The organism is Frankia sp. Allo2 (assembly GCF_000733325.1).
Taxonomy (GTDB): domain Bacteria; phylum Actinomycetota; class Actinomycetes; order Frankiales; family Frankiaceae; genus Frankia; species Frankia casuarinae.
In genome coordinates this window covers 30,405-56,626 of sequence record NZ_JPHT01000004.1, presented here as the reverse complement: position 1 = coordinate 56,626, position 26,222 = coordinate 30,405, and the positions used below count along the sequence as shown (strand labels likewise).

Annotated in this window: 17 protein-coding genes and 1 tRNA gene; 7 read left to right on the top strand and 11 right to left on the bottom strand. The window is 71.2% G+C overall.

From position 1 onward, the window contains the following. Window positions 1-304: 304 nt before the first annotated feature. Window positions 305-2,854 (top strand): aminopeptidase N, encoded by a 2,550-nt coding sequence (pepN, locus tag ALLO2_RS04850; RefSeq protein ID WP_035730143.1) that lies wholly within the window; start codon window positions 305-307, stop codon window positions 2,852-2,854. Window positions 2,855-2,988: 134 nt separating this feature from the next. Here the strand turns inward: pepN and ALLO2_RS04845 are convergent, their stop codons facing one another. The 6 genes from ALLO2_RS04845 to ALLO2_RS04820 all read right to left on the bottom strand — a co-directional run bounded on the left by ALLO2_RS04845 (window position 2,989) and on the right by ALLO2_RS04820 (window position 10,048). Beyond that, entirely contained in the window at window positions 2,989-3,426 is a 438-nt protein-coding gene (locus ALLO2_RS04845) for a DUF5130 family protein (RefSeq protein WP_011435605.1), read from the bottom strand. Next, a complete protein-coding gene (locus tag ALLO2_RS04840; RefSeq protein ID WP_232234886.1) occupies window positions 3,413-3,853 on the bottom strand; it encodes a hypothetical protein in 441 nt (146 codons plus the stop codon). The genes ALLO2_RS04845 and ALLO2_RS04840 overlap by 14 nt, the downstream gene beginning before the upstream one ends. A gap of 10 nt (window positions 3,854-3,863) precedes the next feature. Next, window positions 3,864-6,137, bottom strand: coding sequence for a 4-alpha-glucanotransferase (malQ, locus tag ALLO2_RS04835; protein WP_011435603.1), 2,274 nt, complete (start codon window positions 6,135-6,137; stop codon window positions 3,864-3,866). A 110-nt stretch (window positions 6,138-6,247) separates the two neighbouring features. After that, window positions 6,248-7,930, bottom strand: coding sequence for an ATP-binding protein (locus ALLO2_RS04830; RefSeq protein WP_369808126.1), 1,683 nt, complete (start codon window positions 7,928-7,930; stop codon window positions 6,248-6,250). Further along, window positions 7,927-8,646 (bottom strand): response regulator transcription factor, encoded by a 720-nt coding sequence (locus ALLO2_RS04825; RefSeq protein ID WP_035730008.1) that lies wholly within the window; start codon window positions 8,644-8,646, stop codon window positions 7,927-7,929. The genes ALLO2_RS04830 and ALLO2_RS04825 overlap by 4 nt, the downstream gene beginning before the upstream one ends. Window positions 8,647-8,782: 136 nt before the next feature. Beyond that, a complete protein-coding gene (locus ALLO2_RS04820) occupies window positions 8,783-10,048 on the bottom strand; it encodes a mechanosensitive ion channel family protein (protein WP_232234900.1) in 1,266 nt (421 codons plus the stop codon). A gap of 481 nt (window positions 10,049-10,529) precedes the next feature. Between ALLO2_RS04820 and ALLO2_RS04815 the strand changes: the two genes are divergently transcribed. Then, window positions 10,530-11,045 (top strand): HNH endonuclease, encoded by a 516-nt coding sequence (locus ALLO2_RS04815; protein ID WP_035730006.1) that lies wholly within the window; start codon window positions 10,530-10,532, stop codon window positions 11,043-11,045. A 129-nt stretch (window positions 11,046-11,174) separates the two neighbouring features. Continuing rightward, the gene (locus tag ALLO2_RS04810; RefSeq protein WP_023840449.1) at window positions 11,175-12,707 is read left to right on the top strand and encodes an SDR family oxidoreductase; all 1,533 of its coding nucleotides are present in this window, start codon (window positions 11,175-11,177) and stop codon (window positions 12,705-12,707) included. Between the two features lie 62 nt (window positions 12,708-12,769). On the opposite strand, the gene ALLO2_RS04805 is transcribed toward ALLO2_RS04810, so the two are convergent. Continuing rightward, complete coding sequence (locus ALLO2_RS04805; protein ID WP_035730004.1) at window positions 12,770-14,911, bottom strand: SpoIIE family protein phosphatase; 2,142 nt, start codon at window positions 14,909-14,911, stop codon at window positions 12,770-12,772. A gap of 397 nt (window positions 14,912-15,308) precedes the next feature. Between ALLO2_RS04805 and ALLO2_RS04800 the strand changes: the two genes are divergently transcribed. Together ALLO2_RS04800 and ALLO2_RS04795 are read left to right on the top strand one after the other, a co-directional pair. Further along, window positions 15,309-17,213, top strand: a complete 1,905-nt coding sequence (locus tag ALLO2_RS04800; protein WP_011435596.1) for a glycoside hydrolase family 13 protein — start codon at window positions 15,309-15,311, stop codon at window positions 17,211-17,213. A 33-nt stretch (window positions 17,214-17,246) separates the two neighbouring features. Further along, the gene (locus ALLO2_RS04795) at window positions 17,247-17,669 is read left to right on the top strand and encodes a globin (protein ID WP_011435595.1); all 423 of its coding nucleotides are present in this window, start codon (window positions 17,247-17,249) and stop codon (window positions 17,667-17,669) included. A 41-nt stretch (window positions 17,670-17,710) separates the two neighbouring features. Here ALLO2_RS04795 and ettA read toward each other — a convergent pair whose 3' ends face one another. Then, window positions 17,711-19,393, bottom strand: coding sequence for an energy-dependent translational throttle protein EttA (gene ettA, locus ALLO2_RS04790; RefSeq protein ID WP_011435594.1), 1,683 nt, complete (start codon window positions 19,391-19,393; stop codon window positions 17,711-17,713). A gap of 240 nt (window positions 19,394-19,633) precedes the next feature. Between ettA and ALLO2_RS04785 the strand changes: the two genes are divergently transcribed. After that, a complete protein-coding gene (locus ALLO2_RS04785) occupies window positions 19,634-21,073 on the top strand; it encodes a DUF1254 domain-containing protein (protein ID WP_011435593.1) in 1,440 nt (479 codons plus the stop codon). On the opposite strand, the gene ALLO2_RS04780 is transcribed toward ALLO2_RS04785, so the two are convergent. Together ALLO2_RS04780 and ALLO2_RS23985 are read right to left on the bottom strand one after the other, a co-directional pair. After that, a complete protein-coding gene (locus ALLO2_RS04780) occupies window positions 21,051-23,456 on the bottom strand; it encodes a glycosyltransferase family 39 protein (RefSeq protein WP_035730131.1) in 2,406 nt (801 codons plus the stop codon). The genes ALLO2_RS04785 and ALLO2_RS04780 overlap by 23 nt on opposite strands. Window positions 23,457-23,542: 86 nt before the next feature. Next, complete coding sequence (locus ALLO2_RS23985) at window positions 23,543-24,220, bottom strand: single-stranded DNA-binding protein (RefSeq protein WP_011435591.1); 678 nt, start codon at window positions 24,218-24,220, stop codon at window positions 23,543-23,545. A 352-nt stretch (window positions 24,221-24,572) separates the two neighbouring features. Here ALLO2_RS23985 and ALLO2_RS04770 point away from each other — a divergent pair. Further along, window positions 24,573-24,645 (top strand) — tRNA-Arg (locus ALLO2_RS04770). Between the two features lie 107 nt (window positions 24,646-24,752). Here the strand turns inward: ALLO2_RS04770 and ALLO2_RS04765 are convergent. Next, complete coding sequence (locus tag ALLO2_RS04765; RefSeq protein WP_011435590.1) at window positions 24,753-26,021, bottom strand: site-specific integrase; 1,269 nt, start codon at window positions 26,019-26,021, stop codon at window positions 24,753-24,755. Window positions 26,022-26,222 lie beyond the last annotated feature (201 nt).

Genomic DNA, 26,222 nt, shown 5'->3' with positions numbered 1-26,222 from the left:
CCTTCCTGTCCTGCCCTCTTCCTGCCTTCCCGCGACCGCGCGGACATCCCGATCCTCCCGCAGGCTGGTCACGCGGAAGATGTCGCCATCGTGCCGCATCGGCGACCAGCGAGAGCGGGCACCCCGCGCCAATCACCACAATCCACCATCTCCGGCACCGGTACCACGGCCGACGGCCCGACCACCACGTCCCCGACCACCACGTCCCCCGGCGGCGACCGTTCCCCTCATCGGCGTGGGAGACTGGGAACACGGTGATGACCGTGTGCAGTCCTGCAAGTCCGTGCCGTCCGAAAGGAACCGGGTGCCCAACAACCTCNCCCGCGACGAGGCGCGCGAGCGCGCCCGCCTGCTCAACGTTGCCTCCTATGACGTCGAACTCGACCTGACGACCGGCCACGAGACCTTCCGCACGTCAACCGCGGTCATCTTCACCTGCGTCGAGCCTGGGGCGTCGACGTTCATCGAGCTCGCCGCCGCGAAGGTCGACGAGGTCGTTCTCAACGGAGCGCCGCTCGACCCCGCCGCGGTGTTCGACGGCGAGCGGATCCGGCTCGATAACCTCGCGGAGTCGAACCGGCTCACGGTGGTGGCGGACGGCGTCTACTCCCGCACCGGTGAGGGCCTGCACCGCTTCGTCGACCCGGTGGACGAGGCCGTTTACCTCTACACCCAGTTCGAGACGTACGACGCGCACCGGATGTACGCCTGCTTCGACCAGCCCGACCTCAAGGCGACGTTCACCCTCACGGTCACCGTCCCGGCGGACTGGAAGGCGATCTCCAACAGCGCGGTCGCCGCGGTGGCGGAGGCCGCGATCGGGGTGCGCACCATCCGCTTCCTGACCACCCCGGTGATGTCGACGTACATCACCGCGCTCGTCGCCGGCCCGTACCACGAGGTCCGCGACCACCACGACGGCATCGACCTGGGCCTCTACTGCCGCCGATCGCTGGCCGAGTTCCTCGACCCCGCCGAGCTCTTCGAGATCACCAAAGCCGGGTTCGACTTCTACCACCGGGTGTTCGACTACCGGTACCCGTTCGGCAAGTACGACCAGTTGTTCGTGCCCGAGTTCAACGCCGGGGCGATGGAGAACGCCGGCTGCGTGACCTTCCTGGAGGAGTATGTCTTCCGGGCGAAGGTGACCGAGGCCCGCCGCGAGCGGCGCGCCGAGACGATCCTGCACGAGATGGCGCACATGTGGTTCGGTGACCTGGTCACCATGCGCTGGTGGGACGACCTGTGGCTGAACGAGTCGTTCGCCACCTACATGTCGGTCCTCGCCCAGGTGAACGCGACCCGCTTCACCAACGGCTGGACGACCTTCGCCAACGCGGAGAAGGGCTGGGCCTACCGCCAGGACCAGCTCTCCTCCACGCACCCGATCGTCGCCGACGCCCCGGACATGGACGCGGTACGGACGAACTTCGACGGCATCACCTACGCCAAGGGCGCCTCGGTGCTCAAGCAGCTCGTGGCCTGGGTCGGCCAAGAGGAGTTCCTCGCCGGGCTGCGGGCGTACTTCCGCCGCTACGAGTACGCGAACACGTCGCTGCGCGACCTGCTCGACGAGTTGGAGAACGCCAGCGGGCGGAACCTTACCGCCTGGTCCGCGGACTGGCTGGAGACCACCGGCGCGAACACCCTGCGGCCGCGCTTCTTCACCGACTCCTCGGGCCTGTTCACCTCGTTCGACGTGGTGCAGGAGCCGGCGTCGGCGCCGCCGACCGCCTCGCGCACGCTGCGCCCGCACCGGCTCGCGATCGGCCTTTACGATCGGGACGCCACCGGCGCGCTGGTCCGGCGGGAACGGGTCGAGCTCGACGTGACGGGCAAGCTCACCGAGGTCGCCAAGCTCGTCGGTGCCCGCCAGCCGGATCTGATCCTGCTCAACGACGACGACCTCACGTACGCGAAGGTGCGCCTCGACGAGCGGTCGCTGGCCACGCTCGTCGAGGCGATCGGCGCCATCTCCCAGTCACTGCCCCGGACGCTGTGCTGGGCGGCGGCCTGGGACATGACCCGCGACGCCGAACTCGCCGCCCGGGACTACGTCCGGCTCGTGCTGTCCGGGGTGACCGCTGAGGACGACATCGGCGTGGTGCAGTCGCTGCTGGCCAAGGCGGACCTGACGATCGACACCTACGGCGACCCGGCAAACCGGAAGCCCGCGCTGCGCGCGCTGACGGAACGCGCCGAGGAGCTGGCGCGCGCCGCGGCCCCCGGCAGCGACCTGCAGCTCGTCTACACCACCTCCTTCGCCCAGGCCGAGGAGGCCGACCAGGTGGCGCGGATCCGGGCGCTGTTCGAGGGCACCGACGTCATCGAGGGGCTCGTGCTCGACACCGAGCTGCGCTGGACCCTGCTGACCCAACTCGTCGCCCGGGGCGTGTACGCCGACGCCGAGATCGACACGGAGCTCGCCCGCGACCGCACCGCCACCGGCGAGAAGCGAGCTGCGACCGCGCGGGCGGCACGGCCGACCGCGGCGGCGAAGGCCGCAGCCTGGTCGGCGGTCATGGACTCGGACACCCTGTCGAACCACTTGGCCGCCGCGACGATGGGCGGTTTCTGGATCTCCGACCAGCTCGAGCTGACCCGGCCCTACGTGGACCGTTTCTTCGACGAGATCGCTGGGATCTGGGAGACCCGCAGCTTCGACATGGCCTCCACCATCACCCAGATGCTGTTCCCGGCGTCGGTGATCGAACCGGAGACGGTGGCGAAGGTCGACGCCTACCTGGCCGAGCACAACCCGGTCCCGCCCCTGCGGCGGGCCCTGCTGGAAGGCCGCGACGGGCTCGTCCGGGCGCTGGCCGCACGCAAGAAGGACATCGAGGCGGCGGCGTAGCGTACCCGCATCAGGCCGGTCGGAGCCGGCCGGGCCGGGAGGAGCCGGCCGGGCCGGGAGGAGCCGGCCGGGCCGGGAGGAGCCGGCCGGGCCGGGAGGAGCCGGCCGGGCCGGCTCCTCCGGGATCAGCGGGGTCAGGGCGTCGGGCTGACCGCCAACGAAGGCTGCGTCGGGGGGAGGGTCCCGGCGGCTGCGCCGCCCGCGCCACCTGCCGCGTCCGCGAGCTGGCGGATGCCGGTGATCAGGCCGCCGACCAGATCGCCCAGCGCGAAGCTGGAGGCCATCGTCAACGCGGCGAGCCCGGTGGCCGAGTCGCTGATCCGCTTCCTGGCGGCCGGGGTCGTGGCGATCCGTACGAACCGCTGCCCGGGCGAGACGAGGATCAGCACGGCGGCATCCCGCCCCGCGTCGTTGACGAGGTTCGCGAGGATCCGCTCGGCGGCGAGCCGGACGTCGCCGCGCACCGCGCCGATCCGGATGCTGACGTGGATGCCGGTACGCGTCTCGGCAAGCTCCCGGGCCCGGTTCAGCCGGTCGAGCTGCTCGTGGGTGAACGGCTCACCAGTTGCCACTGGCACCACCCGCGCCGGGAAGGGCGGTCTTCGTCTGCTCGCCCTCGATCTCCTCCGGCTTGGAGCCGATCCAGATCTCGTCGTGCTCCCAGGGCTGCCCCGGGCGGTAGCGCACCGGCCCGCTCTTGCGGCTCGACCACGCGGCCAGCAGGATCGCGATGACGAACCCACCGACGATGGTGCCGCCGTAGATCGCCCATGACTGCACGGCCGTGAGCGGATCGGGGTTGTAGGGGGTTCCGATCTCCCCGGCCGAGGCGCTCACCGCGAACACCGGCACCGCGAACAGCGCGAGGCCGACAACGGTGAGAACCCGGCGCGGCGCGATCCTGGATCGCGACCCCGGCGCGGGGTGTGCCCCCGGCCACGGGCGGGAGGTGCCGGCGAACGGCAGCCATCGGGTCTGGCGCGGTCGACGTCGAGTCACGCAGCGAAGATTACCGGGAAATGGGGTTACGGTCCTCGTCTGGGGATGCCGCACCGGTGGACGACACGCCCCGGACCTGGGCAACCCGGACCTGGGCGAGGAACTCGCCAAGCCGGCGCACGTCCGGATCGGTCAGCAGACGTTCCACCGTAACCGGCCGACCGGCGGAGTCGGTCACCGGGAGCCGCCAGTTCGGATAGGCGTCGGTCGTGCCCGGCAGGTTCGGCTGATGCCGGTCGCCCAGCGCGTCACCCGGCGACCCGAGCACGATGCGGCACGAAGACCGCACCAGCAGCCGGTGCAGCGCGAAAACGATCTCCTGCCGAACGGCGGGGTCGAACTCCGGCCGGCCGCGCCCGCCGGGGTTCCCCCGTCCGCCGAGGCCCGCCGCCGCGCCCGCCGGATCCACCAGCCCCTCGGATCGCACCAGCTCGACCAACGCGTCCCGCTCGGCTCGCCAGCCGGCCGCCTCGGCCTCCTCCGAACGCCCGAGCAGCCCCAACCGGGCGCGGGTGCGCACGTGCTCGCCCTCGAGGTAGCCGGCGGCGGTGGGCAGGTCGTGCGTGGTGAGGCTGGCCATCGTCGCCGCCCGGTACGCCGTCGGCGGCAACGGGCGGCCCTCGGCGTCCTGCTCGAACCACAGCACCGTCGAACCCAGCACGTTCATGCGGGCGAGCGTCGTCGCCACCGATGCCTCGACGGTACCCAGATCCTCCCCGACGACGACGGCGCCGGCACGGGCGGCCTCCAACGCGAGCAGGCCGAGCATCGCCTCGGCGTCGTAACGCACGTATGTCCCGTGAGCGGCGCCCGCCCCAGCCGGAATCCACCACAGCCGGAACAGGCCGAGGATGTGGTCGACCCGCAGCCCGCCGCCGCGGCGCAGCACCGAGGCGACCATCTGACGCAACGGCGCGTACCCGGCCTCGGCCAGGGCGTCCGGCCGCCACGGCGGCAGCCCCCAGTCCTGGCCCTGCTGGTTGAAGGTGTCCGGTGGGGCCCCCACGCTCGCGCCGACGGCGAGAACGTCCTGCAGCGCCCAGGCGTCCGCACCGCCCGGATCGACGCCGACGGCCAGGTCGTGCACGATCCCGGCGGCCATCCCGGCGGCCCGGGCGGCGGCCTGCGCCGCGGCGAGCTGCTGGTCGCAGCGCTGCTGGAGCCACACGTGGAAGGCGACACGGTCGGCCAGCTGCGCCCTCGCCTCGGCGACGGCGGGCGCGCCCGGATGAGCGAGACGCGCCGGCCAGGTCCGCCAGTCCGGGCCGTACCGCTCGGCGAGCGCGCTCCAGGTCGCGAAATCGATCAGGTCGGACCCGGCCGGCTCGGCGGCGGGCTCGGAAGCGGCGGACCCGGCGGATGCCACCTGCTCGCCGCCACGCCGGAAGACCTCGAAGAGCAGTTCCAGCGCGGCCAGCTTCGCCCGCCACACCGCGTCCCGATCGAGCAGACCGTCCCGCCGCCCGTCGCGACGGGCGCCGCGGGCGAGCTTGTCAACGGCAGCCCGGGTGGCGGGATCGGCCCGGGCGTACTCGGGCGTCCGCTCCGGTCGCAGGTAGAGCGGGGAGACGAAACGGCGGCTTGCGGGCGAGTAGGGGGACGCCGCGACGGGCAGGGTCGGCGCACCCGCATGCAGCGGATTCACCAGCAGCACGTCGGCACCCGCCCGGCCCGACCAGTCGGCGAGCGTCGCGAGATCGCCATAGTCCCCCATCCCCCAGGACGACGTCGAGGTGAGCGCGTAGAGCTGGATCATCCAGCCCCAGGCGCGGGCCGGCGGGGCGAGGGCGGCGGGGCCGGGCACCGCGGCCGGCACGGCAACGACCTGGCAGCGATGCCGCTCGGTTCCGGCGTCGATGTGCAGCACGTGGTCCCCCAAGGGCAGACCCGCCGGGAGCCCTATCGGCCGGGCGACCCAGGGCACGCCGTCGAGCACCCGCTCGGCCAGGGGGGCGCCAGGGGGATCGAGGACGATTCGGCCGCCGGTGCCGAGCTCCAGCTCAGCGTGTGGAATGATCTCCACGGGCGTGTGAACGACCACCGGGCGCGGTGCTGCGGCGACGACGACGGCGCAGGCCGGCACCCGGCGTCGCCAAGGCCGCTCCAGCGCCGCCGCGAGCGCTGCGGCGGGATCCGTCGGATCGACCCCCGCCAGCCGCAGGACGGCCCGGACGGTGTCCGGCGCGACCTGTACCGGGACACCGTCGGCCCCGAGGTAGGACGTCGCCACGCCGGACACTGCGGCGAGTTCGGCGAGGACCGGGTCGATGGTGGGGTCCACCACCGGCGTCCCAGCGGGCTGCGGTCCCGCCGGGGCGGTGGGACCGGCGGGGGNCGCGGGGGNCGCGGAGGACGCAGACGCGGATGCGGTGGGCACGGCGGGGCAGTCGGAAGTCACGGCCTGGGATTCTCGCCCGCGCGGTCCGGAGGCGAAGCAGCGCCGTCCGGCGGGTTCGGCGCCGGACCCGGTGTGGTGGCCGGGCCCAGCGGACCGGGGTCGTCAACGACCGGCAGCCGCATCCGCAGCAACGCCCCGCCACTCGGGGAACTCTCCGCGGTGACGGTACCCCGGTGGGTGTGCACGGCATCCGCGACGATCGCGAGGCCGAGCCCGGATCCGGGCAGGCCCCGCGCGGAGGTGGCCCGGTAGAAGCGGTCGAACACCTGCACGCGGTCCTCCGGCGCGATGCCCGGTCCGTCATCCGCGACGGTTACCTCGCCGTCCCGGGAGCCGACCCGGACGACGGAGGCGGGCGGCGAGAACTTCACGGCGTTGTCGAGCAGGTTGGTGATCGCCCGTTCGAGCATGTTCGCCCGCCCGTCGACCGTCGAGGGAGTCGCGTCGAGCTCGATGCTGATGCTCTTGCCGGTGGCGCGGCGCCGGGCCCGTTCGGCCGCGGCTCGCACGATCTCCGCGAGATCGAGCCGTTCCACCTCCTCGGTGGGCGCCTCGTCCCGGGCGAGCTCAACCAGTTCGCTGACGAGGCCGGACAGTTCGCGCATCTGCGCGTCCACGTCGCGTAGCAGTGCCTCATGGTCGGCCGCGGGCAGCGCGCGATGCGGGTTCGCCTCGGCGCGCAGCAACAGTTCGATGTTCGTACGCAGGCTCGTCAACGGGGTGCGCAGCTCGTGGCTGGCATCGTCGACGAGCTGGCGCTGGCGGGCCCGAGATGCCTCCAGCGCGCGCAGCATGCTGTTGAGGCTCTCCGCCAGCCGGGTGATCTCGTCGGATCCGGTCACCGGGATGAGCGCCGACAAATTCTGGGTACGAGCGACCTCCTCGGCGGCCGCGGCCGCGGCGTCAACGGGTTTGAGCGCGGCACGTGCCACGATCTGTCCGGCGAGCACCGAGCCGACCACCCCGACGATCCCGACGACAAGCAGCACCAGCGCGAGGTCGCGCAGGGTCCGGTCGACGTCGGTGGTCGGCCGGGCGAGCTGCAATGCACCGCCGGACGCGGGACGTTGCAGCGGAACCGTGACAAGCCGGTAGGACTGCCCGTCAACGGCGATCGTGCGCAGGTTCTGGGCCCGCTCCCGCCGGGCCACCTCGGCGTCGGCGGAGTCGACCGGGATCCGCACGCTGTTCCAGGACGAGACGGCGTTCTCCAGCGGATTGCCGGCGGCGTCGAGGAACTGGCCCTCCAGCCCGAAGCTGAACGCCTGCAGTTCCAGCCCCAGCGGGCTGGTCTGGATGGTGCGCGCCGACGCCTCAGCCTGCTCTACGAGCTGGTCGTCGATGGCCTGGTTCAGCACGATGCTGGTCGCCCCCAGCGACACCCCGGCGACGACCGTCACGGCGGCAGCCACCGCCATCCCGACGAGCAGGGCGAGCCGGGCCCGCAACGTCAGCTGACCGAGCGGGGAGGAAANCCGGATCCTGGGGTGACGTCCCGGGTGGACCCGCCGCGCGAACCCGTCCAACCGGCCGGCGCGCCCGTTCACCGCCGCATGCCCCGCTACCGGCTGCCCCACCGCCGGACGACCCGCTACCGGCTGCCCCACCGCCGCATGCCCCGCTGCCGGCTGCGGCCACCACGGCGAGGGCGCGGCCCCCTGGTCGGGGGCACTGCTCACGCCCGGTCCCCCGACGGCTCACGCAGCACGTAGCCAACTCCGCGCACGGTGTGCAACAGCCTGGGCTCGCCGTTCGCCTCGAGCTTGCGGCGCAGGTAGCTCACGAAGACCTCCAGCGAGTTCGACGTCGGGCCGAAGTCATACCCCCAAACCCGCTCCATGATCATGGAGCGGGAGAGCACCTGACGCGGATGAGCGAGAAACAACTCCAGCAGCTCGAACTCGGTCTTGGTCAGAATCAGCNCCCGATCNCCGCGGGTCNCCTGGCGGCTGACCTGATCCAGACAGNCCCCGCCGTAGCGAAGCGTCGAGTCGGGGATCCCTCTGGACCCGGCCGCCCGCACCCGCGCGGCCAACGCCGCCCGGCGGATCAGTGCCCGCAACCGGGCGAACAGCTCCTCCAGGGCGAACGGTTTGACCAGGTAGTCGTCGGCACCGACGTCCAAGCCGCTGACCCGGTCGGCCAAGCCGTCCCGAGCGGTCAGCATGAGCACCGGGACGTCGTCGCCCTGGGCCCGCAGCCGACGGCAGGTCTCCAGCCCGTCCACCCGGGGCATCATCACGTCCAGCACGACGATGTCCGGCCGCTCGCGGCCGATGACATCGAGCGCGTCCGCCCCGTCCACCGCCGTGGCCACCTCGTACCCCTCGAACCGCAGTGAGCGTTCCAGGGACTCCCGGACAGCCGCGTCGTCGTCCACCACCAGTACCCGCACGCCCCCAGTCTGCCTTCACCCGACGCGGTGATGGTGCTGCGCGGGGCCGGTCTCAGGAAGACGTACCGCGATCCTCAGGACGGTTTCAGCCACCGCAAGCCCGGACAGACCGACCGGCACGCCCAGGCCGACCAGATCAACCCCTCAGGTGCGACGGGCCGGGGGCGGGCGGGTCGATCCGTGCCCGCGGCAGATCCGTCCCCTGAGCGTCCGCGTCACCCCCGCCGACCCCGGCATCCGGATCCGCGTCGTCCTCCTCACGGCTCCCGGCGGTCTCCTCGTCGTCGTCGACCATGGTCACCTCACTGCGTTGCACGGAACCGAGCTCGATGCCAGCCGCGCCAAGCGAGGTCCGGACCCGCTCACGCAGCTCACGCGCGACCTCCCACTGCTTGAGCGGCTGGGTCTTGATGGCGACACGCAGGGTGTAACCGTCCGAGGTCATGGTCTCCATGCCCCAGACCTCGGGCTCGGCGAGGATGAGGCTGCTCCACTTCGCGTCCGCCCAGAGCTCGTTCGCCGTCCGGGCCAGCACCCGTTTGGCGGTGGCGACCTCGGTGTCGTAGTCGAGCGGAACGTCGAGCACGGTCCGTGCCCATTGCTGGCTCTTGTTACCGACCCTGGTGATCTCGCCGTTCCGGACGTACCAGACGGTGCCCTCGACGTCGCGCAGTCTGGTCGTCCGGAGACTGACCGCCTCCACGGCGCCGGAGACCGGACCGAGATCGATCACGTCTCCCACCCCGTACTGGTCCTCCAGCAGCANGAACATCCCCGACAGGAAGTCCCGGACGAGGTTCTGCGCACCGAAACCGACCGCGACTCCCAGCACACCGGCGCTGGCGACGATGGGGGCGAGATTGATGCCCAGCTCACCCAGGATGCTGAGGAATGCCAGGCCGAAGATGAAGATGGACGTCACGCTGCGCAGCAGCGAACCGACCGTCGCCGCACGCTGACGGCGCCTTTCCATCAGCACTGCCGGGTCGCCGAACGCGCCCAGCAGAGAGCCGGCCCGGGAACTCCGGAACAACCCGCCCCAACTGCCGGAACCAGTCCGTTCGGTGGCGTGTCCGATGTCGGTGGTGCGCCGGATGAAGCGGTGCAGCAGCGCCCGCACCACGAACGCGATCACTAAAATGAGCGCGATGCGGATCGGGGTACCGAGGAACACCTCAGCCCCGGAGGCGAGATAGTTACTGTGGGTCGTGTTGTAGACGGTGCGACACAGCAGCCCCGGATCGGTCCCGCAGGCGTCCCGCAGCGCGGTCGCGACGCCCTCCAGGGACACCAGCGGGTCGGAGGTCACCGACGGGCTCGGCGAGGGCAGCGGGGTGGGCGTCGTCAGCCCGGACGTCGGGCCCGGCGATCCGGTGGGTGACGGCGAGGCGGACAGCAGCATTCCCAGCGACGGGATGAGAGGCTGAGCCAGCAGGGACGGGGCGGGCGTCACGGCGTCGATCGTCCTTCCGGTAGATTGCGATCATTCGGAGTTCCCCGAGCCGGCCGAGGTCACCGGCCCTCCCGCGCTCGCGGCGGCCGGGGCGGCGGCCGCAGGTCAGTCTCACCCATGCCGGTGGCCCGGCGGTGGGGGCCCCGATCCGGTCGACGGACGGCCACGCTCCGGCCCAACCACTCTCCAACCCAACCCGGCCAGGTCTCCCACTACACTCAAAAAAGCACTTTCCGTATTGATATGGTCACAGAATGGTCGCCCACATGTGACAAAGGCCACGAGATATGTGCAGCGCCACGGCACGAAAGGCGATGACCATGCAAACAGGCTCGCGTTCTGCCGCGGAAGAAGGTTGACTATCCATTGTCACCGGAGACGCTGGGCAGAACGGCCCGCAAAGGGCCCTCGGTGGGCAGGAGGTCGGCGCGTGGCAGAGGCGCTGGTTCTCAATGCCACGTACGAGCCTCTGTGCGTGGTGTCGCAAAGGCGCGCGCTGGTGCTGGTCCTGACCGACAAGGCCGTCATGGTCGAATCGGCCGGGCAGGTTCTTCGGTCCGCGACGGCATCCATCGATGTCCCGATCGTGGTCCGGTTAGCGCGTTTCGTCCGGGTGCCGTACCGCTCGCAGGTCCCGCTAACCCGTAAGGGTGTGCTGGCCCGCGACCATCATCGCTGCGTGTACTGCAATGCTCCGGCAACATCACTGGATCATGTCATTCCACGCTCCCGTGGGGGCCCGCATGCGTGGGAGAACGTCGTGGCGGCCTGTGGCCGCTGCAACCATCTGAAAGCCGACCGGGCCGTCGCTGATCTCGGCTGGCGGCNCCNCACNGCGCCNCNGGCGCCGAGCGGAGCCGCTTGGCGCATTCTGGGCTCCCGTCGGATGGATCCACGCTGGTCGGCCTACCTGAGTACCGACGTGACCGAGGCCGCCTCGGCCTGACGGCGCCCGCCCGGGGCGTCCCTGCCCGCCCGGGGCGTTCCCCGCCTGTTCGAGGCGTTCCCCGGCACGGCGACGGCGGATCGGCCGGGTGCCAGGGTACGGCGGGGCCTACCGGGGCAGGTAACCAGCGTGCGCATCCTCGTCACCGGGGCGACCGGGTACATCGGCGGCCGGCTGGCTCCCCGCCTGCTCGACCGTGGCCACCACGTCCGGGTCATGACCCGGGATCCCGTCCGGCTGCGGGACATCCCGTGGGCCGTCCGGGCGGAGGTCGTCCGCGCCGACGCCCGGGATCCGGAGTCGTTGCGGTCCGCACTCGACGGGATCGAGGTCGCCTACTACCTCATCCACTCGATCGACAGTGGTGGTGACTTCTCCGCGGTCGACCGGCGGGCGGCGAACGCCTTCGCCGCCGCGGCCCGGGCGGCCGATGTCCGCAGGATCGTCTACCTCGGCGGGCTGGGCCCGGCGACGACGGGTGGCACGTCCGCCCATCTGAGCTCCCGCCAGGAGGTCGGGAGGATCCTGCTCGGCTCGGGGGTTCCGACGATCGTGCTGCGTGCGGCGGTCGTCATCGGCAGCGGCAGCGCCTCGTTCGAGATGCTGCGCTACCTGACGGAGCGCCTGCCGGTGATGCTGACGCCGCGCTGGGTGCGGACCAGGATCCAGCCAATCGCCGTCCGGGACGTGCTGCACTATCTGATCGGCGCTCTGGACGTCCCCGACGAGGTCGAGGGCACCTTCGACGTGGGCGGCCCGGACATCCTGACCTATGCGGAGATGATGCAGCGCTTCGCCGCCATCGAGGGGCTGCGGCGCCGGATCATCGTCCCGGTTCCGATCCTGTCCCCCGAACTGTCCTCGCTGTGGGTCGGGCTCGTCACCCCGGTGCCGGGCGGCATCGCGAGGCCGCTCATCCGTTCCTTGCGCAACGAGGTGGTGGTCCACGACCACCAGGTCGCCCGCTGGATCCCCGATCCTGCCGAGGGACTGCTGCCCTTCGACGCCGCGGTGGCCCTCGCGCTGGCCCGGGTGCGGGCGCGTTCGGTGAAGACCCGATGGTCGACGGCGGTGTGGCCGGGTTCGGGAGGCGCATCGGACGACGGGGACGGCGCCGGTGCCACGCACCCCCCGAACGAGCCCCTGCCGACCGACCCGCAGTGGGCCGGGGGATCCCTCTACGTCGACGAGCGCAGCATGGCCGTGGCGGCGCCGCCGGCCTGTCTGTGGCACGTCATCGAGGGCATCGGGGGCGACAACGGCTGGTACTCGTGGCCCCTGGCCTGGTCCGCCCGCGGCTGGCTGGACACCGCCCTCGGTGGCGTCGGTCTGCGCCGGGGTCGGCGTGATCCGCAGCGGGTGCACGTCGGGGAGGCGCTGGACTTCTGGCGGGTCGAGGAGATCGAACCGGGCCACCTGCTCCGGCTGCGTGCCGAGATGAAGCTGCCTGGCGAGGCATGGCTGGAACTACGCTCGATGGTGGACTCCGAGGGCACCACGACCTACTCGCAGCGCGCGAGTTTCCTGCCCCGCGGACTTCCCGGGCAGCTCTACTGGTGGTCGGTCAGCCCGTTCCACGCGGCCGTCTTCGGTGGAATGCTGCGCAACATCGTGCGCAAGGCCGAGGACGAATGGGCCGCCCGCGCCGTCGCCACCGCCTGATCACGCGGCCTTGGCCCGGCTCGTCAGGTGGCCCGGCCCGTCAGGTGGCCCGGCCCCGGATGCTATCCCCAGCACCGGCCCTGGATCNGCGGGTCGAGAGGAGGCTTCCGGGACGGGCCCGCCGAGGGAGACGGATCGGGTCCAACGATCGGTCTCGTCGGGCCGGCAGCACCCGGCTCCTGGTCGGGTATCTCGATGTCGAACCAGACACGCTTGCCCCCGGGGGTCATCTCCACGCCCCAGGCCAGCGCCAGCGCCTCGACCAGCAGCAGGCCCCACCCCGACTCGGGCTCGGGTTTGTTCTCCGCGGCCGCGCCGGGCCGGGGCAGACGCGCGCCTTCCCGGTCCTCGACACTGATCCGCAGCCGACCGGGTTCCATCGACGCCCGCAGTACCAGATCACTGCGGGCGTGCAGCACCGCGTTCGTCACCACCTCGCTGACCAGCAGCGTCGCGTCCTCGACGGAGGTGATCCCGCATTCGGCGAGGACCGAACGCATCGCTGTCCGGGCCTCGCCTGCCGACGCGGCCACCGCGGGCAACGCGAGTTCGAGCAATGGCGGGTTCACGGCCTGCGTGGTGAGCACCACCATGGCGGTGTCGTCGTCGGTCCGGGCCGGGAGATCGGCGGCGATCAGGCACCGTTCGAGCAGCGTGCGGGCGGTCTCCTCGACGGGGCCCTCGCCGGGGCCGTTGACGGTGTCCGGACCGAACCAGCTACGCGCCGCGAAGTTCACCCTGCGCGCCCGGCGCCGCCGGTCCGCCCAGGAGCGGCGTTCCGGCACCCCGGGGGGTGGGCCGAGCGACGGGCCGGGGGCCCGCCGATCCGTCCCCGCCTTCCCGGTCCGTTCCGCCTTCTCGGTCCGTTCCGCCTTCTCGGTCCGTTCCGCGCTCATGCCCTCGCCCTCGCCTCCGGCCGCCACGTCGGCACCCGCTGCGACTTCGACCGCCTCGAGGCCTACCGCGGCAGCCCGGGCCCGCTGTGTGGTAAGACCGCGTCGAAGATTGTCCAGGCCGTCCACGAGCGGTCGGCGTCGCGACTCCACCAGGCCGTCGGTGAACATCACCAACGCCGATCCGGGTGGAAGCGCGACGGTCGTCTCGCTGAACATCGCCCCCTCGCAGACTCCCAGCGGGAGCCCGGGGTCGAGCACCAGATAGTCGGGGTCCTCGTCGNGAAGGATCACCAACGGCGCGAGATGGCCGGCACTCGCGATCGTCGCCCGGCCGGTGTTCCGGTCATAGACGGCGTACATACAGGTCGCGAGCTGGAGACCGGGCAGCAGGCCGACGACCCGGTCGAGCCGGGTCAGCACCTCGACGGGGCTCCAATCCTCCAGGGCGTAGGCGCGCAGCGCCGCCCGCAGCTGGCCCATCACCGCCGCGGCATGCAGGCCGCGGCCCATCACGTCACCGATGGCCACCCCGACCCGTCCCCCGGCGAGCGGTATGACATCGTAGAGATCGCCTCCCACCTCCGTGCCTGCCGTCCCCGGCCGGTACTCCATCGCGATCTCGACCCCGTCGAGTGCGGGGGGATGCGCCGGCAGGAGCGACCGTTGCAGGGTCAGCGCGGACTCCTGTGCCTCGCGGAAGCGTTGTGCGTTCTCCAGCGCGACGGCCCCCCGCCGGGCGAAGTCCTCCAGCAGGTTCACCTCCGCTCCGGAGTAGAAGCCGGTGCTGCGCCCGACGGTGATCGCGCCGAGGATCCGGCCGTGCGCCGGCAACGGGACGGTGACGGTTGGACCGCTCTGGATCCGGCGGAACTGCTGGTAGGCGAGCTCGTACGGGAACAGCGGCACCGGGCGCAGCTCGTCGAAGTCCGGCAGACAGTACGTCTGGCCCTCACGCATGACGACGCCCGGCGGGAATTCGTCCGCGAGCTGGGGCGGCCGCGTGGCGACAATCGCCCGCATAATCTTGCCGACTTTCGGGTCGTGGAAGACCGAGGCACCGAGCCTGACCTGGTCACCCTCGCGCAGCCACACCAGGGCGCCCGTGCCGAGGCGGGGCACGGCGAGTCCGGCGATCAGATCGACGACCCGATCGGGGTCGAGGGAGGTGCCGAGGACGAGACCGGCATCGGCCAGGAAGGACGGATCGGAGCCGCCCGATCCGTCGTCATGGNCCCCCCGAGCACCGTGACACAGCGCGCGGACGGCCTCCCGCGCGGCCCGCAGACCTGCGGACGCCGACCGCCGCACCTGATCGGACCTCCGCGACTCACTGACGAACCCTGATATACCGGGCGCTTGGGGCGAACTCCCGGTGGATGGTTCCGACGTCACGGGCACACCATCACATCCCCGACCGAATCCGATTCCCGGTACCGCTCCGTAACAGCCAGTCACCCGGTCCATCTGCGGAAGTCTAGTTCGGATATCGGATATCACGCATCGGGGGAACGTCGACCCGAGCCGCAACCAGCACCCCATCGCCCTACCTTCGCCCCCACCGACCGAGTTTGATGCTGGACAGGCATCGCCCGACCGAGGAACACGCGCTCCGCCGCGCCGTCCCGACGCGGCGGAGCGGTCCCTGGATAGGCGCACAACAGGGAGCATCTGTCCTAAAAGGACCAGAAAAGCCAGAAGGAGCCAGATGAGGACACATCATTCTGTTGAGGGCCACTCCACAAAGGCACCCTCATCTACCAAGAGAGATAAAATATCTTATTTCTGCCCTCGATCTAGTGTCCAGCGCGGCCACCGAAGCGACGCGGGCGAGGGCAATGAGAACACCGAGGGGAACGAGGGCGCCGAGGCCAGCAAGGACAACAGCGCGGGAGCCGGCGACGCCGGGGAACTGGATCGCCCGAATGGCGCCGACGGCCGGGGGCGGTCGCCCGGCCAGGACGGGACGTGGTGGCGCCGGGCCGTCCTGTACGAGGTGTACCTTCGCAGTTTCGCCGATTCCGATGGCGACGGGATCGGCGATCTGGAGGGGCTACGGCGGCATCTGCCCGTGCTGGCGGAACTCGGCGTCGACGCGATCTGGATCACGCCCTTCTACTCGTCCCCCATGGCCGATCACGGGTACGACGTCGCCGACCATCGCGGCGTGGATCCGCTCTTCGGTGACCTCGCGGACCTCGACGCCGTGCTCGCCGACGCCGCCGAGACCGGGCTCGCCGTGCTGATCGATCTCGTGCCGAACCACTCGAGCTCGGCGCATCCGGCGTTCCAGGCGGCGCTCGCGTCCGCGCCGGGCAGTCCCGAGCGGGGGCTCTACATCTTCCGCGACGGCCGAGGCCCCGGCGGCGAGCAGCCTCCGAACAACTGGGAATCGGTGTTCGGTGGATCGGCCTGGACGCGGGTGGCGGACGGCCAGTGGTACCTGCACCTGTTCGACGCCGAGCAGCCCGACTGGAACTGGGATCATCCCGCCGTCCGCGCGGACCATGCCGCGACGCTGCGGTTCTGGCTCGATCGAGGGGTCGACGGGTTCCGGATCGACGTGACCCACGGGCTGGTGAAGGACACCGAGCTACGGGACAACCCGCCCGGCGCCCGGTTGGCTCCGGACAGCGGGTTCCGCGAGGAGCACGAGCCCCGGGTCTGGGACCAGGACGGGGTGCACGAGATCTACCGCGAGTGGCGCGCGATCACCGACGAGTACACCGCCCGCGACGGGCGTCCCAGGGTCCTGATCGGGGAGACCTGGGTGCGCGACCCGGCCCGGCTCGCCCGCTACGTGCGACCGGACGAGCTGCACCTGACGTTCTCGTTCTCCCTGCTGAGCATCCCCTGGTCGGCGGCGGCCTGGCGGGCCGCCATCGACGCCGAACGCGCCGCGCTGACGGCGGTCGGCGCGCCGGGCACCTGGGTGCTCGCCAACCACGACGTGGTGCGGCCGGCGACCCGTTACGGCGGCGGTCCCACGGGGACCCGCCGCGCGCGCGCCGCTCTGCTCACGCTGCTCGCGCTGCCCGGCACCGCGGTGCTGTACCAGGGCGACGAGCTGGCGCTGCCGCAGGCCGAGGTGCCGCCTGCCGCCCGTCGCGACCCGATCTGGACGCGGTCCGGGGGGACGTCGCCGGGCCGGGACGGCGCCCGGATCCCCCTGCCGTGGTCGGGGGACGCGCCCCCCTACGGATTCACCTCGGCCGGCGCCGACCCGTGGTTGCCGCAACCCGCCGACTGGGCGGACCTCGCGGTCCTCGCGCAGGCGGCCGACCCGATGTCGACCTGGCTGCTTGTGCGCAGCGCGCTCGCCCTGCGCCGCGCCCTCCCCCACCTGCGTGGCGACGACCTGCGCTGGCGGAACGACTCCCCGGCCGGATGCCTGGCCTTCGACCGCCCCGCGCCGGCAGGCTCGTCGGTGCCCCCGACCCCGCCCACCTCGGTGGGGTCGGCCAGTATGACATGCGTGACGACGACCGAGGGGGAGGCGACGATTCCGCTGCCCGGACGGCTGGTGCTCGCCAGCGGACCGGTGGGGTACGACGGCGCGACCCTGACGCTGCCCCCCGACACGACGGCGTGGATCGCACCCCGCGACGGCTGAGAACACCCGTCGCCCGGATCGGACCGCACCGTCGTGCCGCAGAATGGACGGGTGAACCAGTCTCCTCCGCGCACTCTCCCGATCAGCTCCTTCTACGACGCCGCCGGCGGCGAACCGACGTTCCGGAAGCTGGTCGCCCGGTTCTACCAGGGTGTGGCGAACGATCCGGTACTGCGCCCGCTCTACCCGGAAGAGGATCTGACCGGCGCTGAGGAGCGCCTGCGCATGTTCCTCATCCAGTACTGGGGTGGCCCGACCGACTACCAGGAGCAGCGCGGGCATCCTCGGCTGCGGAGGCGGCACGCCCCGTTCGCGATCGGCCCGACGCAGCGGGACGCCTGGCTGAAGATCATGCGGGCCGCGGTCGACTCCCTGGACCTGCCGCCCGATCTCGACAGGCAGCTCTGGGACTATCTGTCGATGGCGGCGAATTCGCTGCAGAACCGACCCGACTGACCGCTCGGTGCCCGCGGGCACCGGCCGGCCCGGGTGCGCCCTCAGTCCCGGGTGAGCTTGCGGTGGGTGACGCGGTGCGGGCGGGCCGCCTCCTGCCCGAGACGGTCGATCTTGTTGGTCTCGTAGTCGGCGAAGTTCCCCTCGAACCAGAACCAGCGCGCCGGGTCCTCGTCGGTTCCTTCCCAGGCCAGGATGTGGGTGGCGACCCGGTCGAGGAACCAGCGGTCGTGGGAGATGACCACGGCGCAGCCGGCGAACTCCAGCAGCGCGTCCTCCAGGGAGCGCAGCGTCTCCACGTCGAGGTCGTTGGTGGGCTCGTCGAGAAGCAGGACGTTGCCGCCACGCTTGAGGGTGAGCGCGAGGTTCAGCCGGTTACGCTCCCCACCGGACAGCACACCGACGGGCTTCTGCTGGTCCGGCCCCTTGAACCCGAATGACGACACGTACGCCCGGCTCGGGAAGTCGACCTTGCCGACGACGATGTGGTCGAGGCCGTCGGAGACGACCTGCCAGACGTTCTTCTTCGGGTCCAGGCCCGAGCGGGTCTGGTCGACATAGGCGATGTCGACGGTGTCGCCGATGACGAGCTCTCCGGCGTCCGGCGCCTCCTGGCCGGTCAACATCTTGAACAGGGTCGTCTTACCGATGCCGTTGGGGCCGATCACGCCGATGATGCCGCCGCGCGGCAGGGTGAACGACAGGTTGTCGATGAGAAGCCGGTCATCGAAGCCCTTGGTGAGCCCCTTGGCCTCGATGACCTGGTTGCCGAGCCGGGGGCCGGGCGGGATCTGGATGTCCTCGAAGTCGCGCGGGCGCGCCCGGTCCGCCTCGGCGGCCAGCTCCTCGTAGCGGGCGAGACGCGACTTGCTCTTGGTCTGGCGGGCCTTCGGGTTGGACCGGACCCACTCGAGTTCCTGGGCGAGCACCCGGCGCCGCTTGGCGTCCTTCTGGCCTTCGACCTTCAGCCGGGCCGCCTTGTTCTCCAGGTAGGTGGTGTAGTTGCCCTCGTAGGGCAAGGCACGGCCCCGGTCGAGCTCGAGGATCCAGCCGGCGACGTTGTCCAGGAAGTACCGGTCGTGGGTGACGGCCAGCACGGCGCCCGCATAGCGGGCGAGGTGCTGCTCCAGCCAGGCGACGCTCTCGGCGTCGAGGTGGTTGGTCGGCTCGTCGAGCAGGAGTAGGTCGGGAGCCTCAAGCAGGAGCTTGCACAGCGCGACCCGGCGGCGCTCACCGCCGGAGAGCAGGGTGACGTCGGCATCGCCGGGCGGCAGCCGCAGCGCGTCCATGGCCTGGTCGAGCTGGCTGTCGAGCTCCCAGGCGTTCGCGGCCTCGATCTTGTCGATAAGCTCGGCCTGCTCGGCGAGGAGGGAGTCGAAGTCCGCGTCGGGCGCGGACATCTTCTCGTTGATCTCCTCGTAGCGGGCGAGCACCCGGCGGATCTCGCGCACGCCGTCCTCGACGTTGCCGCGGACGTCCTTGGTCTCGTCCAGCGGGGGTTCCTGGGCGAGCATGCCGACCGTGTAGCCGGGGCTCAGGGTCGCCTCGCCGTTACTCGGCTGATCGAGGCCGGCCATGATCTTGAGCAGGGACGACTTCCCCGCGCCGTTCGGGCCGACTACCCCGATCTTGGCTCCGGGGAGGAACGACAGGGTCACATCATCGAGGATGACCTTGTCGCCATGGGCCTTGCGCGCTTTGCGCATCTGGAAGACGTACTGCGCCATGCCATCAACCCTAGGGCATCGCGCCCGCGTTCCTCACAGCGGTGATCGGTGGCCCGTCGGCCGACGTCGGGGACCGGCGGATCATCGGATGCCGTCCGGCCACCGGACGGCATCCGGTGGGTACCACACCACAAAGAAGGGCACGGACTGTGGAGGCGGCCACTGTGGGGGGCGACCACTGAAACGTGGGGGCGTGGAGGCGACCACTGAAACGGAGATGACGAGCACGGGGAGGACGGCATGCTCGCGAGTGACCATCGGCTCGGGCTGGCGGCCGAGGCGTTCATCTTCGGATATCCCCTGGTCAGCAACGTCCGGCTGAGCGTACGGACGGCGGCTGAGGGAATCGGGCCAATCCGGCCCGCCGGGTACAACGCCTTCGCTCACGAGACGGAACCGCCCGCGCCACTGTCCTGCTTCGTCAGCGTCGACAACGACGCCCTGTGCTCGGTGGCCGAGGTCGACCTCACGCCGGGTCCGCTGGTCCTGCGGATCCCCGACACGCCGGATCGTTACAGCGTTATGATCTTCATGGACGCCTGGCGGAACAACTTCGCCTACGTGGGACGGCGAACCACCGGCGGACGAGGTGGGCGCTATCTGCTCGTCCCGCCGGGCTGGACGGGCAGCGCGCCCGCGTCGCTGGCCCGCATCGAGGCACCGACCCGGCTGCTGACGCTGATCAACCGGTTCGGCTTCGACGGCCCGGCGGACATCGCGGCGGTGTCCCGGCTGCAGGAGGAACTGGACCTGAGCCCGCTGGATTCCGAGGCCCGCCGCGCGGAGGGACCGCCGGAACACTCGAAGAGGGTCTGTGACGACCTCCGGTTCTGGGAGGAGCTGCGCATCTGGCTGCGCGCCTATCCTCCGTCGCGGGCCGAGGCCGAGTACGCCCGCCACTTCACCTCGCTCGGGATCCTCGACGATCCTTCGCCGTACGTCGACCCCAACCCGGGCCTCGCCTGGTCCCTGCGCACCGGGCTGCGCGCCGGCCGCGACAAGCTCGAACGGGTGGCGCACGCCGGCCGGGCGCTGACGAACGGCTGGGTGAGCACCCCGCATGCCCTCGACTTCAACCTGGACCGACTCGGACCGGGCACGATCGACGATCCGGCCTGGCGGATAAGCGATCGGGCACAGGCCCGTCTCGCCCGGGCGATGGCCGCCCGACTGCCGCGGGGTGCGACACACGGCTATGAGGAGATCCAGGCGAGCCGTGCCATCGACACGGACGGCCGCCAGCTGAGCGGGGCCCACCGGTACCTGCTGGAGCTGGTGCCGCCGCCGCAGGCCGCGTTCTGGTCGCTGACGATGTACGACGCGCCCGAGTACTACCTCGTCGAGAATCCCCTGCACCGGTATTCCCTGCGGAGCGGCGACCGCGATCTGCGCCGCGGTCCGGACGGCTCGGTGCGCATCCTGCTCCAGAGTGATCCCCCGGAGGACGGCGGGCCGCTTGACAACTGGCTGCCCGCGGCGGTCGGCGATTTCCGGCCCGTCCTACGGATCTACGAGCCGGGGGCCGACGTCCTCGACGGAACGTACGTGCTCCCTCCCATCCGCCGCATCGACCGATCACCGGGCCAGCCGATCATCAGGACGACCGTTCACCGGGGCGTCGGGGCGCCGGGGCAGGCAGGTCACCCGGGCGGGCAGGTCAGCCTCGACGATCATCGATGATGATGCGCAGCGGCGGCCGACGTCCCTCGCCGACCTCATCGACCTCCCCGAGGGATCCGAGCACGGTGACCGGCGGGCCGGCAGCCGGCCGGGAACCGTCCCGTGCGGCCAGCCGCACGGGCAACACCTGCTGATCGAGGAAATGTTCCCGTCCGGAAGGGCTCGTCGCGTAGTAGGCCACGGTGATGGAGGTGCCCCGACCGTCCCGCACGGTGCTTGCCGACGGACGGCCGAGGGATCCGGAATGCACCCGGGACCGACCGGAGTCGTTGCGGTCAGTCACGATTCCGGTGCTGTCCATGCCGCCAGCGATGTTGGCAATACTGGTGATACTGATGACATCGGTGGTATCGAGGCCGTCCGCGTCGACGGTGAGGATCATCGAGGTGGGGATCCGCGGATGGACCGGAATCGACAGGCGGCGGACACCCTCGGTGAGCACGACGCGGGCGGAACGGGCGCCCGCGGGCGCGGCATCCACTCTCAGGGTCNCCGCCNCCCGCCTGCCGCTCCTGACCGCCAGCCGTTCGACCCGCGCGGTGGAGGGCGAGGCGGGNGAGCGGTCGTAGGCCGATGCCAGGCGGAGCAGATAGGCCGGGCGGTCCGCGTGGTCAGCGGCCACGATGAGATCGTCGACCCCCCGCGACACGGCGAACAGCACAGGATCTTCGAGCTTCGGCCCGTTCGCGGTCACCGGAGTGGGATGCCCGAGAAACGGCGGGTTCGCCGCGACGAACACGAGCGGATCGCCCGGCAGCCGGTCCAGCATCGCGCTGAGGTCACGGTCGTGCCCGGTGAGCGTGAGGTTGGCGCGCACCGCCCCGACCAGGACGACGGCCGTGAGCGCCAGGATGGCGGCGCCGGTCCCCGCGACGGCGATGAGCCCGAGTCTTCGCCCGCGGGCGAAGACGGCTTCGCCGGCCCTGACCAGGCCCTCCGCGCCGAGGTGGACGAGCGGGATGAGCACCGGGACCAGGTAGAAAGGGCCGACGTAGCGGATGCCGCCCCACAACTCGGCCGCGTTCCACGCGCCCCAGAAGCCGACGTATCCGCCCAGGAAGAGCAGCCCACCCGCACCCAGGAGCGCGGCGGGTGCGGACAGCTGCCGCCGAGCCGCCACGACGATCGCGCAGCCGGCCAGCACCACTCCCCCGCAGGCCCAGCCGCCGAACAGCCACAGGTGGTCGCCGACCGACCGCAGCCCTTCGAGCAAGCCGAAGTCGTGCCTGCCGTCGCCGGGATACAGCTTGCGCACCCCGAAGCCGAGCTTGTCGTCGGGTTCAAGGAGCGTGAACGGCAGCCGCAACGGGTCACCGGTGGCAGCGGCGTTGCTGAGCAGGACAAGCGCCACGGGCGCGGCGAGCCCGCAAAGCAGCCACCGGCCCAGCCAGCAGCGCCCGCCCGTGGAGGTCAGGAGCAGCCAGATCGCGAGCGGAGCCAGGAGCAGGACGACGTCATACGGCCGCACCGCCGCCGCCACGCCGAGGGCGAGGCCCGCGACGACCACCGGTGCCGCCCGTCGGCGGCGCCGTCCCCGCAACACCCCCAGAACGGTCACCTGCAGCAGCACCAGGGTCGGCAAGTAGCTCAGCACCATCGCGCTCTGCAGGATCACCAGCGGGGAGAGGGCGAGCAGGGTCGCCGCCAACGCCGCGGTCCGCCGGCTACCGAAGAGCTCGACGCCCAGCAGGTAGGTGACGACGACCGCCGCCATGACGATCATTGCAAGCGCCGGATCGATGCTTCCCGTCAGCACGATGCCGATTGCGAAGATCGCGGGTACGAAGGGCGTGTACTTCAACACGTAGTGATCGCCGACAACGGTTCCCAGCCACGGCAGGTAGGACCGTGCCGGGTCCGGGGCGGGCGGGAACAGGCGGCCCTCGGCGAGGGTCCTGGCATGCAGGAGGTAGATGCCCTCGTCGTTGTTGACCGACAGGAACGGGAACACGGTGTGCCGGAGGACGACGGCGACCGCCGCGCTCAGAACGGCGAGCACCATCACGTACCGAGCGGGCCCCGAGATGCTCGCGAGACGAACGCGCAGCCGCTGGACGGGAGTCCGCCGACCGCGAGCGGCGTCGGAGGCCGGCGGCCCGGCCGGCGGTTGTTCTCCGTCCGGCCGGGACCGCGGCGTGTCGTTCCGGGGCTCGGCGTCACCCCCGAGCCCAGTGTTACCCCCGAGCCCAGTGTTACCCCTGGGCACGGCGTCACCCCTGGGCGCGGCGACGACCACCGATCCGGGTGTCCCGTGCGCAAGGCCGCTCTCCAAGCCGGGACTCACGACAACCTGCGCATCGATGACGTCGAAGGGCGCCTGCGGCTCTGTCCCGGGTTCGACGGAGACAGGCCCCGTCTGCCCCATCTCGTGCCGGCTGCTCATCCACGGCACGGTACCCAGCGCCCTCGGCCGCAGCGGACGCAGGTCGGTCCGACTCGCCCTCCAGGTCCCCACCATCGGCTGGACGGTCAGGACAGGTCATGGGAGGAGGGAAACGACTGCCAGGGGGAATCGCCGACCGTCACCGCGGACGGGCGCGGTTCGCCGGGCGCCGCACCCGCGCCCTGGAGCCGCCCGGAACCCTCCGGCGGTCCCTCGGCCATCGACGCCATGGCCGTCGCGGCGGATGCCGCTCCGGCCGCATCCGCATCCGCATCCGCACCGGCGACCGGGAAGCCGGCCAGAGCGCCGTGCTCGGATCCCACCAGAGCGGATCCCACCAGAGCGGACGGATCACTGGGAACATCCGTCGCGGCCGCCGCCACCACCGCGGAGCCCGGGCGACGGGCAAGTCGCTCCGAGCGAGCCGCATGCCAGGTGAGCTCGGTTCCGACCGCATCCGCGTCGATCTCGTAGGTAACCCGCCGTTCCCCTTCGCCCGTCTCGAACGACCGCTGCCGCAGCCTGCCGTAGACGAGCGCGCGATCACCCCGGACGAGGCTGGCAGCGACGTTGTCCGCGAGCTGGCGCCAGCAGGAGACCCGCAGGAACAGCGTGGTTCCGTCGACCCAGCGGCTCTCGGAACGATCGAACCGGCGGGGCGTCGATGCGAGGCGGAAGGTGCATATCGACGCACCGTTGGCCGTCATCCGATGATCCGGATCGTCGACCAGGTTGCCGACAAGCGTGATGGTCGTCTCGAGCATGGCGTGCTCCTCGGGTCAGGGACGGATCCGCCGGGCTGGCCGCGAACGGCCTCTCCCACAGTGAGCCGTCACGGCGACTTCGGAAACCCTCGGTTGGTCGCCTGTGGATAACGAGGGTTCGCCCACAGGCCACGCATCCACGGACCCACGCGCACCGGCACGCCGACGCTCGGACCCCACGCCGGTCCGCGACGCATCCCGTCTGCCCACCTGCCACGGACGCCTCAGCGTCGTACCTCGGCCTTCCCAGGAGCTTGACCTTCCCAGGAGACGGCGCGTCCCCGCGTGTTCGATGCCTGGTCGAACCTTGCTACCCTGTTGTAGCTCCCCGGTGGGCCCATCCCCTGCAAGCGCGCCCGTAGCTCAGTGGATAGAGCGAGTGCCTTCTAAGCACCAGGTCGCAGGTTCGATCCCTGCCGGGCGCACTCGGGGATCAGGCTCGCATGCTGCGCCTTTTCGATCCCCTCGTCAGGCCTGCCGGGGGGCCGAGCCCCCCGACACCCCCACGTGCAGCAACCGGTGTAGCAACGAGTCAGGGTCGGGGCCCGGTCAGGTGGCCGTCGAGCCGGCCCAGAGCCCGCCGCTTCTCCCCCATCGAGGCGTGCGCGTAGATCGTCATCGTCACCTCGATCGCCGAGTGGCCCGCGATGTCACGGACGATGTGCGGCGGCACGCCGAGGTCCAGGAGCAGCGTCACGCAGGTGTGCCGCAGCCCGTGGAACACGACCCCGTCGAGCCCGGCCGCCTGACGCAGCGGCATCCAGAAGCGGCGCAGGTTGTCCGGTTCGATCGCCGTTCCGATCTTCGTGGTGAAGACGTGGTCCGTCGTCACCCAGCGGTCGCCGGCCGCGTCCCGTTCCGCCTGCTGGAGCTTGCGATGCTCGGTGAGTGCGTCGGCCACCAGGCCCAGGAGCGACAGCGTGCGCTCCGAGTCCTCCGTCTTCGGCGGCAGCAGCCGCAGCTCCCCGCCGACCCGCTGGAGCGTGTGCCGAATCGTCAGCGTCTCCCGGTCGGTGTCGATGTCCGACCACTGGAGCCCGAGCAGCTCCCCGCGGCGCATCCCGAGGAACAGCGCCAGGACCAGCAGCGCATACAGCCGATTGCCGGCAGCTTCATCGAGAAGCCGGTGTGCCTGCTCGACGGTCAGACCCCGGTCGACGTTGTAACGAGGGGTCGAGACCTGGACGAGCTTCGCCACGTTCCGTCGGATCAGTTCCTCGCGCACCGCCGCCTGGAGCGCGTTGCGGAGCACGGCATGCACGACCTGAACCTGACGCTTCGATGGACGGCGGTTGCAGCACTGGCCGACCGCGCAGCAGCGCCGTTCCTGTTCCGGCCGCGCCTTGTCCCTGCCCATTTCGCAGCACCGGCAGGTGGTTTCCGTCCGCCGGATGAACTGCCGGACGTCCGCACCGCTCAGCCTGTTCAGCCGCTTCTTCCCGAGCCCCGGGATGAGGTACAGCCGAACCGCCTTCTCATAGGTGACATAGGTGTTCGGCTGACGGTTCGGCTTCACCGTCTGCGCGAGCCAGACCGTCAGGAAGCGTTCGACGGTCCATCCGGTGGCGTCCGCCGGAATGCCCTGATCCGAGTTGGCCTGAAGCTCCGTGAGCTTGCCGCGGACGATCTCTTCCGACTTGCCGTAGACCGGCCGCCGCTTGGTCGTCCCGTCAGGCATCAGGACGTAGGCCGCGCCGACCCACAGGCCGTCTCCGCGCTGGTAGATGGAGCCCTGGCCGTTGGCGCGCTTCCTGCGCTCCTTGCGCCGGCCGTTCGACGAGCCGGGGGTGGTACTGGGCATGGGTGACTTCTCCTTGCCGGAAGAACGGGACAGGTTCACGCCGGCCGCGGGCGACGTTGCCCNGTTCCGGTGGCGTTCCGTTCTCTGGCGTTGGAATGGTCTGCCGGGGCGCCGGCCGCGTCCAGGGCGCCTACGGCGTCGCTACGCGATCGGCCTTCGGCCGACCCTGGACCCGTCCGACACCCTGACAGCTTGAAACGC

Excerpts from the sequence above, each read along its gene's own strand:
- ALLO2_RS04800 (WP_011435596.1), top strand. The coding sequence starts at position 15,309 with ATGAGGACACATCATTCTGTTGAGGGCCACTCCACAAAGGCACCCTCA.
- ettA (WP_011435594.1), bottom strand. The coding sequence starts at position 19,393 with ATGGCGCAGTACGTCTTCCAGATGCGCAAAGCGCGCAAGGCCCATGGC.
- ALLO2_RS04785 (WP_011435593.1), top strand. The coding sequence starts at position 19,634 with ATGCTCGCGAGTGACCATCGGCTCGGGCTGGCGGCCGAGGCGTTCATC.
- ALLO2_RS23985 (WP_011435591.1), bottom strand. The coding sequence starts at position 24,220 with ATGCTCGAGACGACCATCACGCTTGTCGGCAACCTGGTCGACGATCCG.
- ALLO2_RS04765 (WP_011435590.1), bottom strand. The coding sequence starts at position 26,021 with ATGCCCAGTACCACCCCCGGCTCGTCGAACGGCCGGCGCAAGGAGCGC.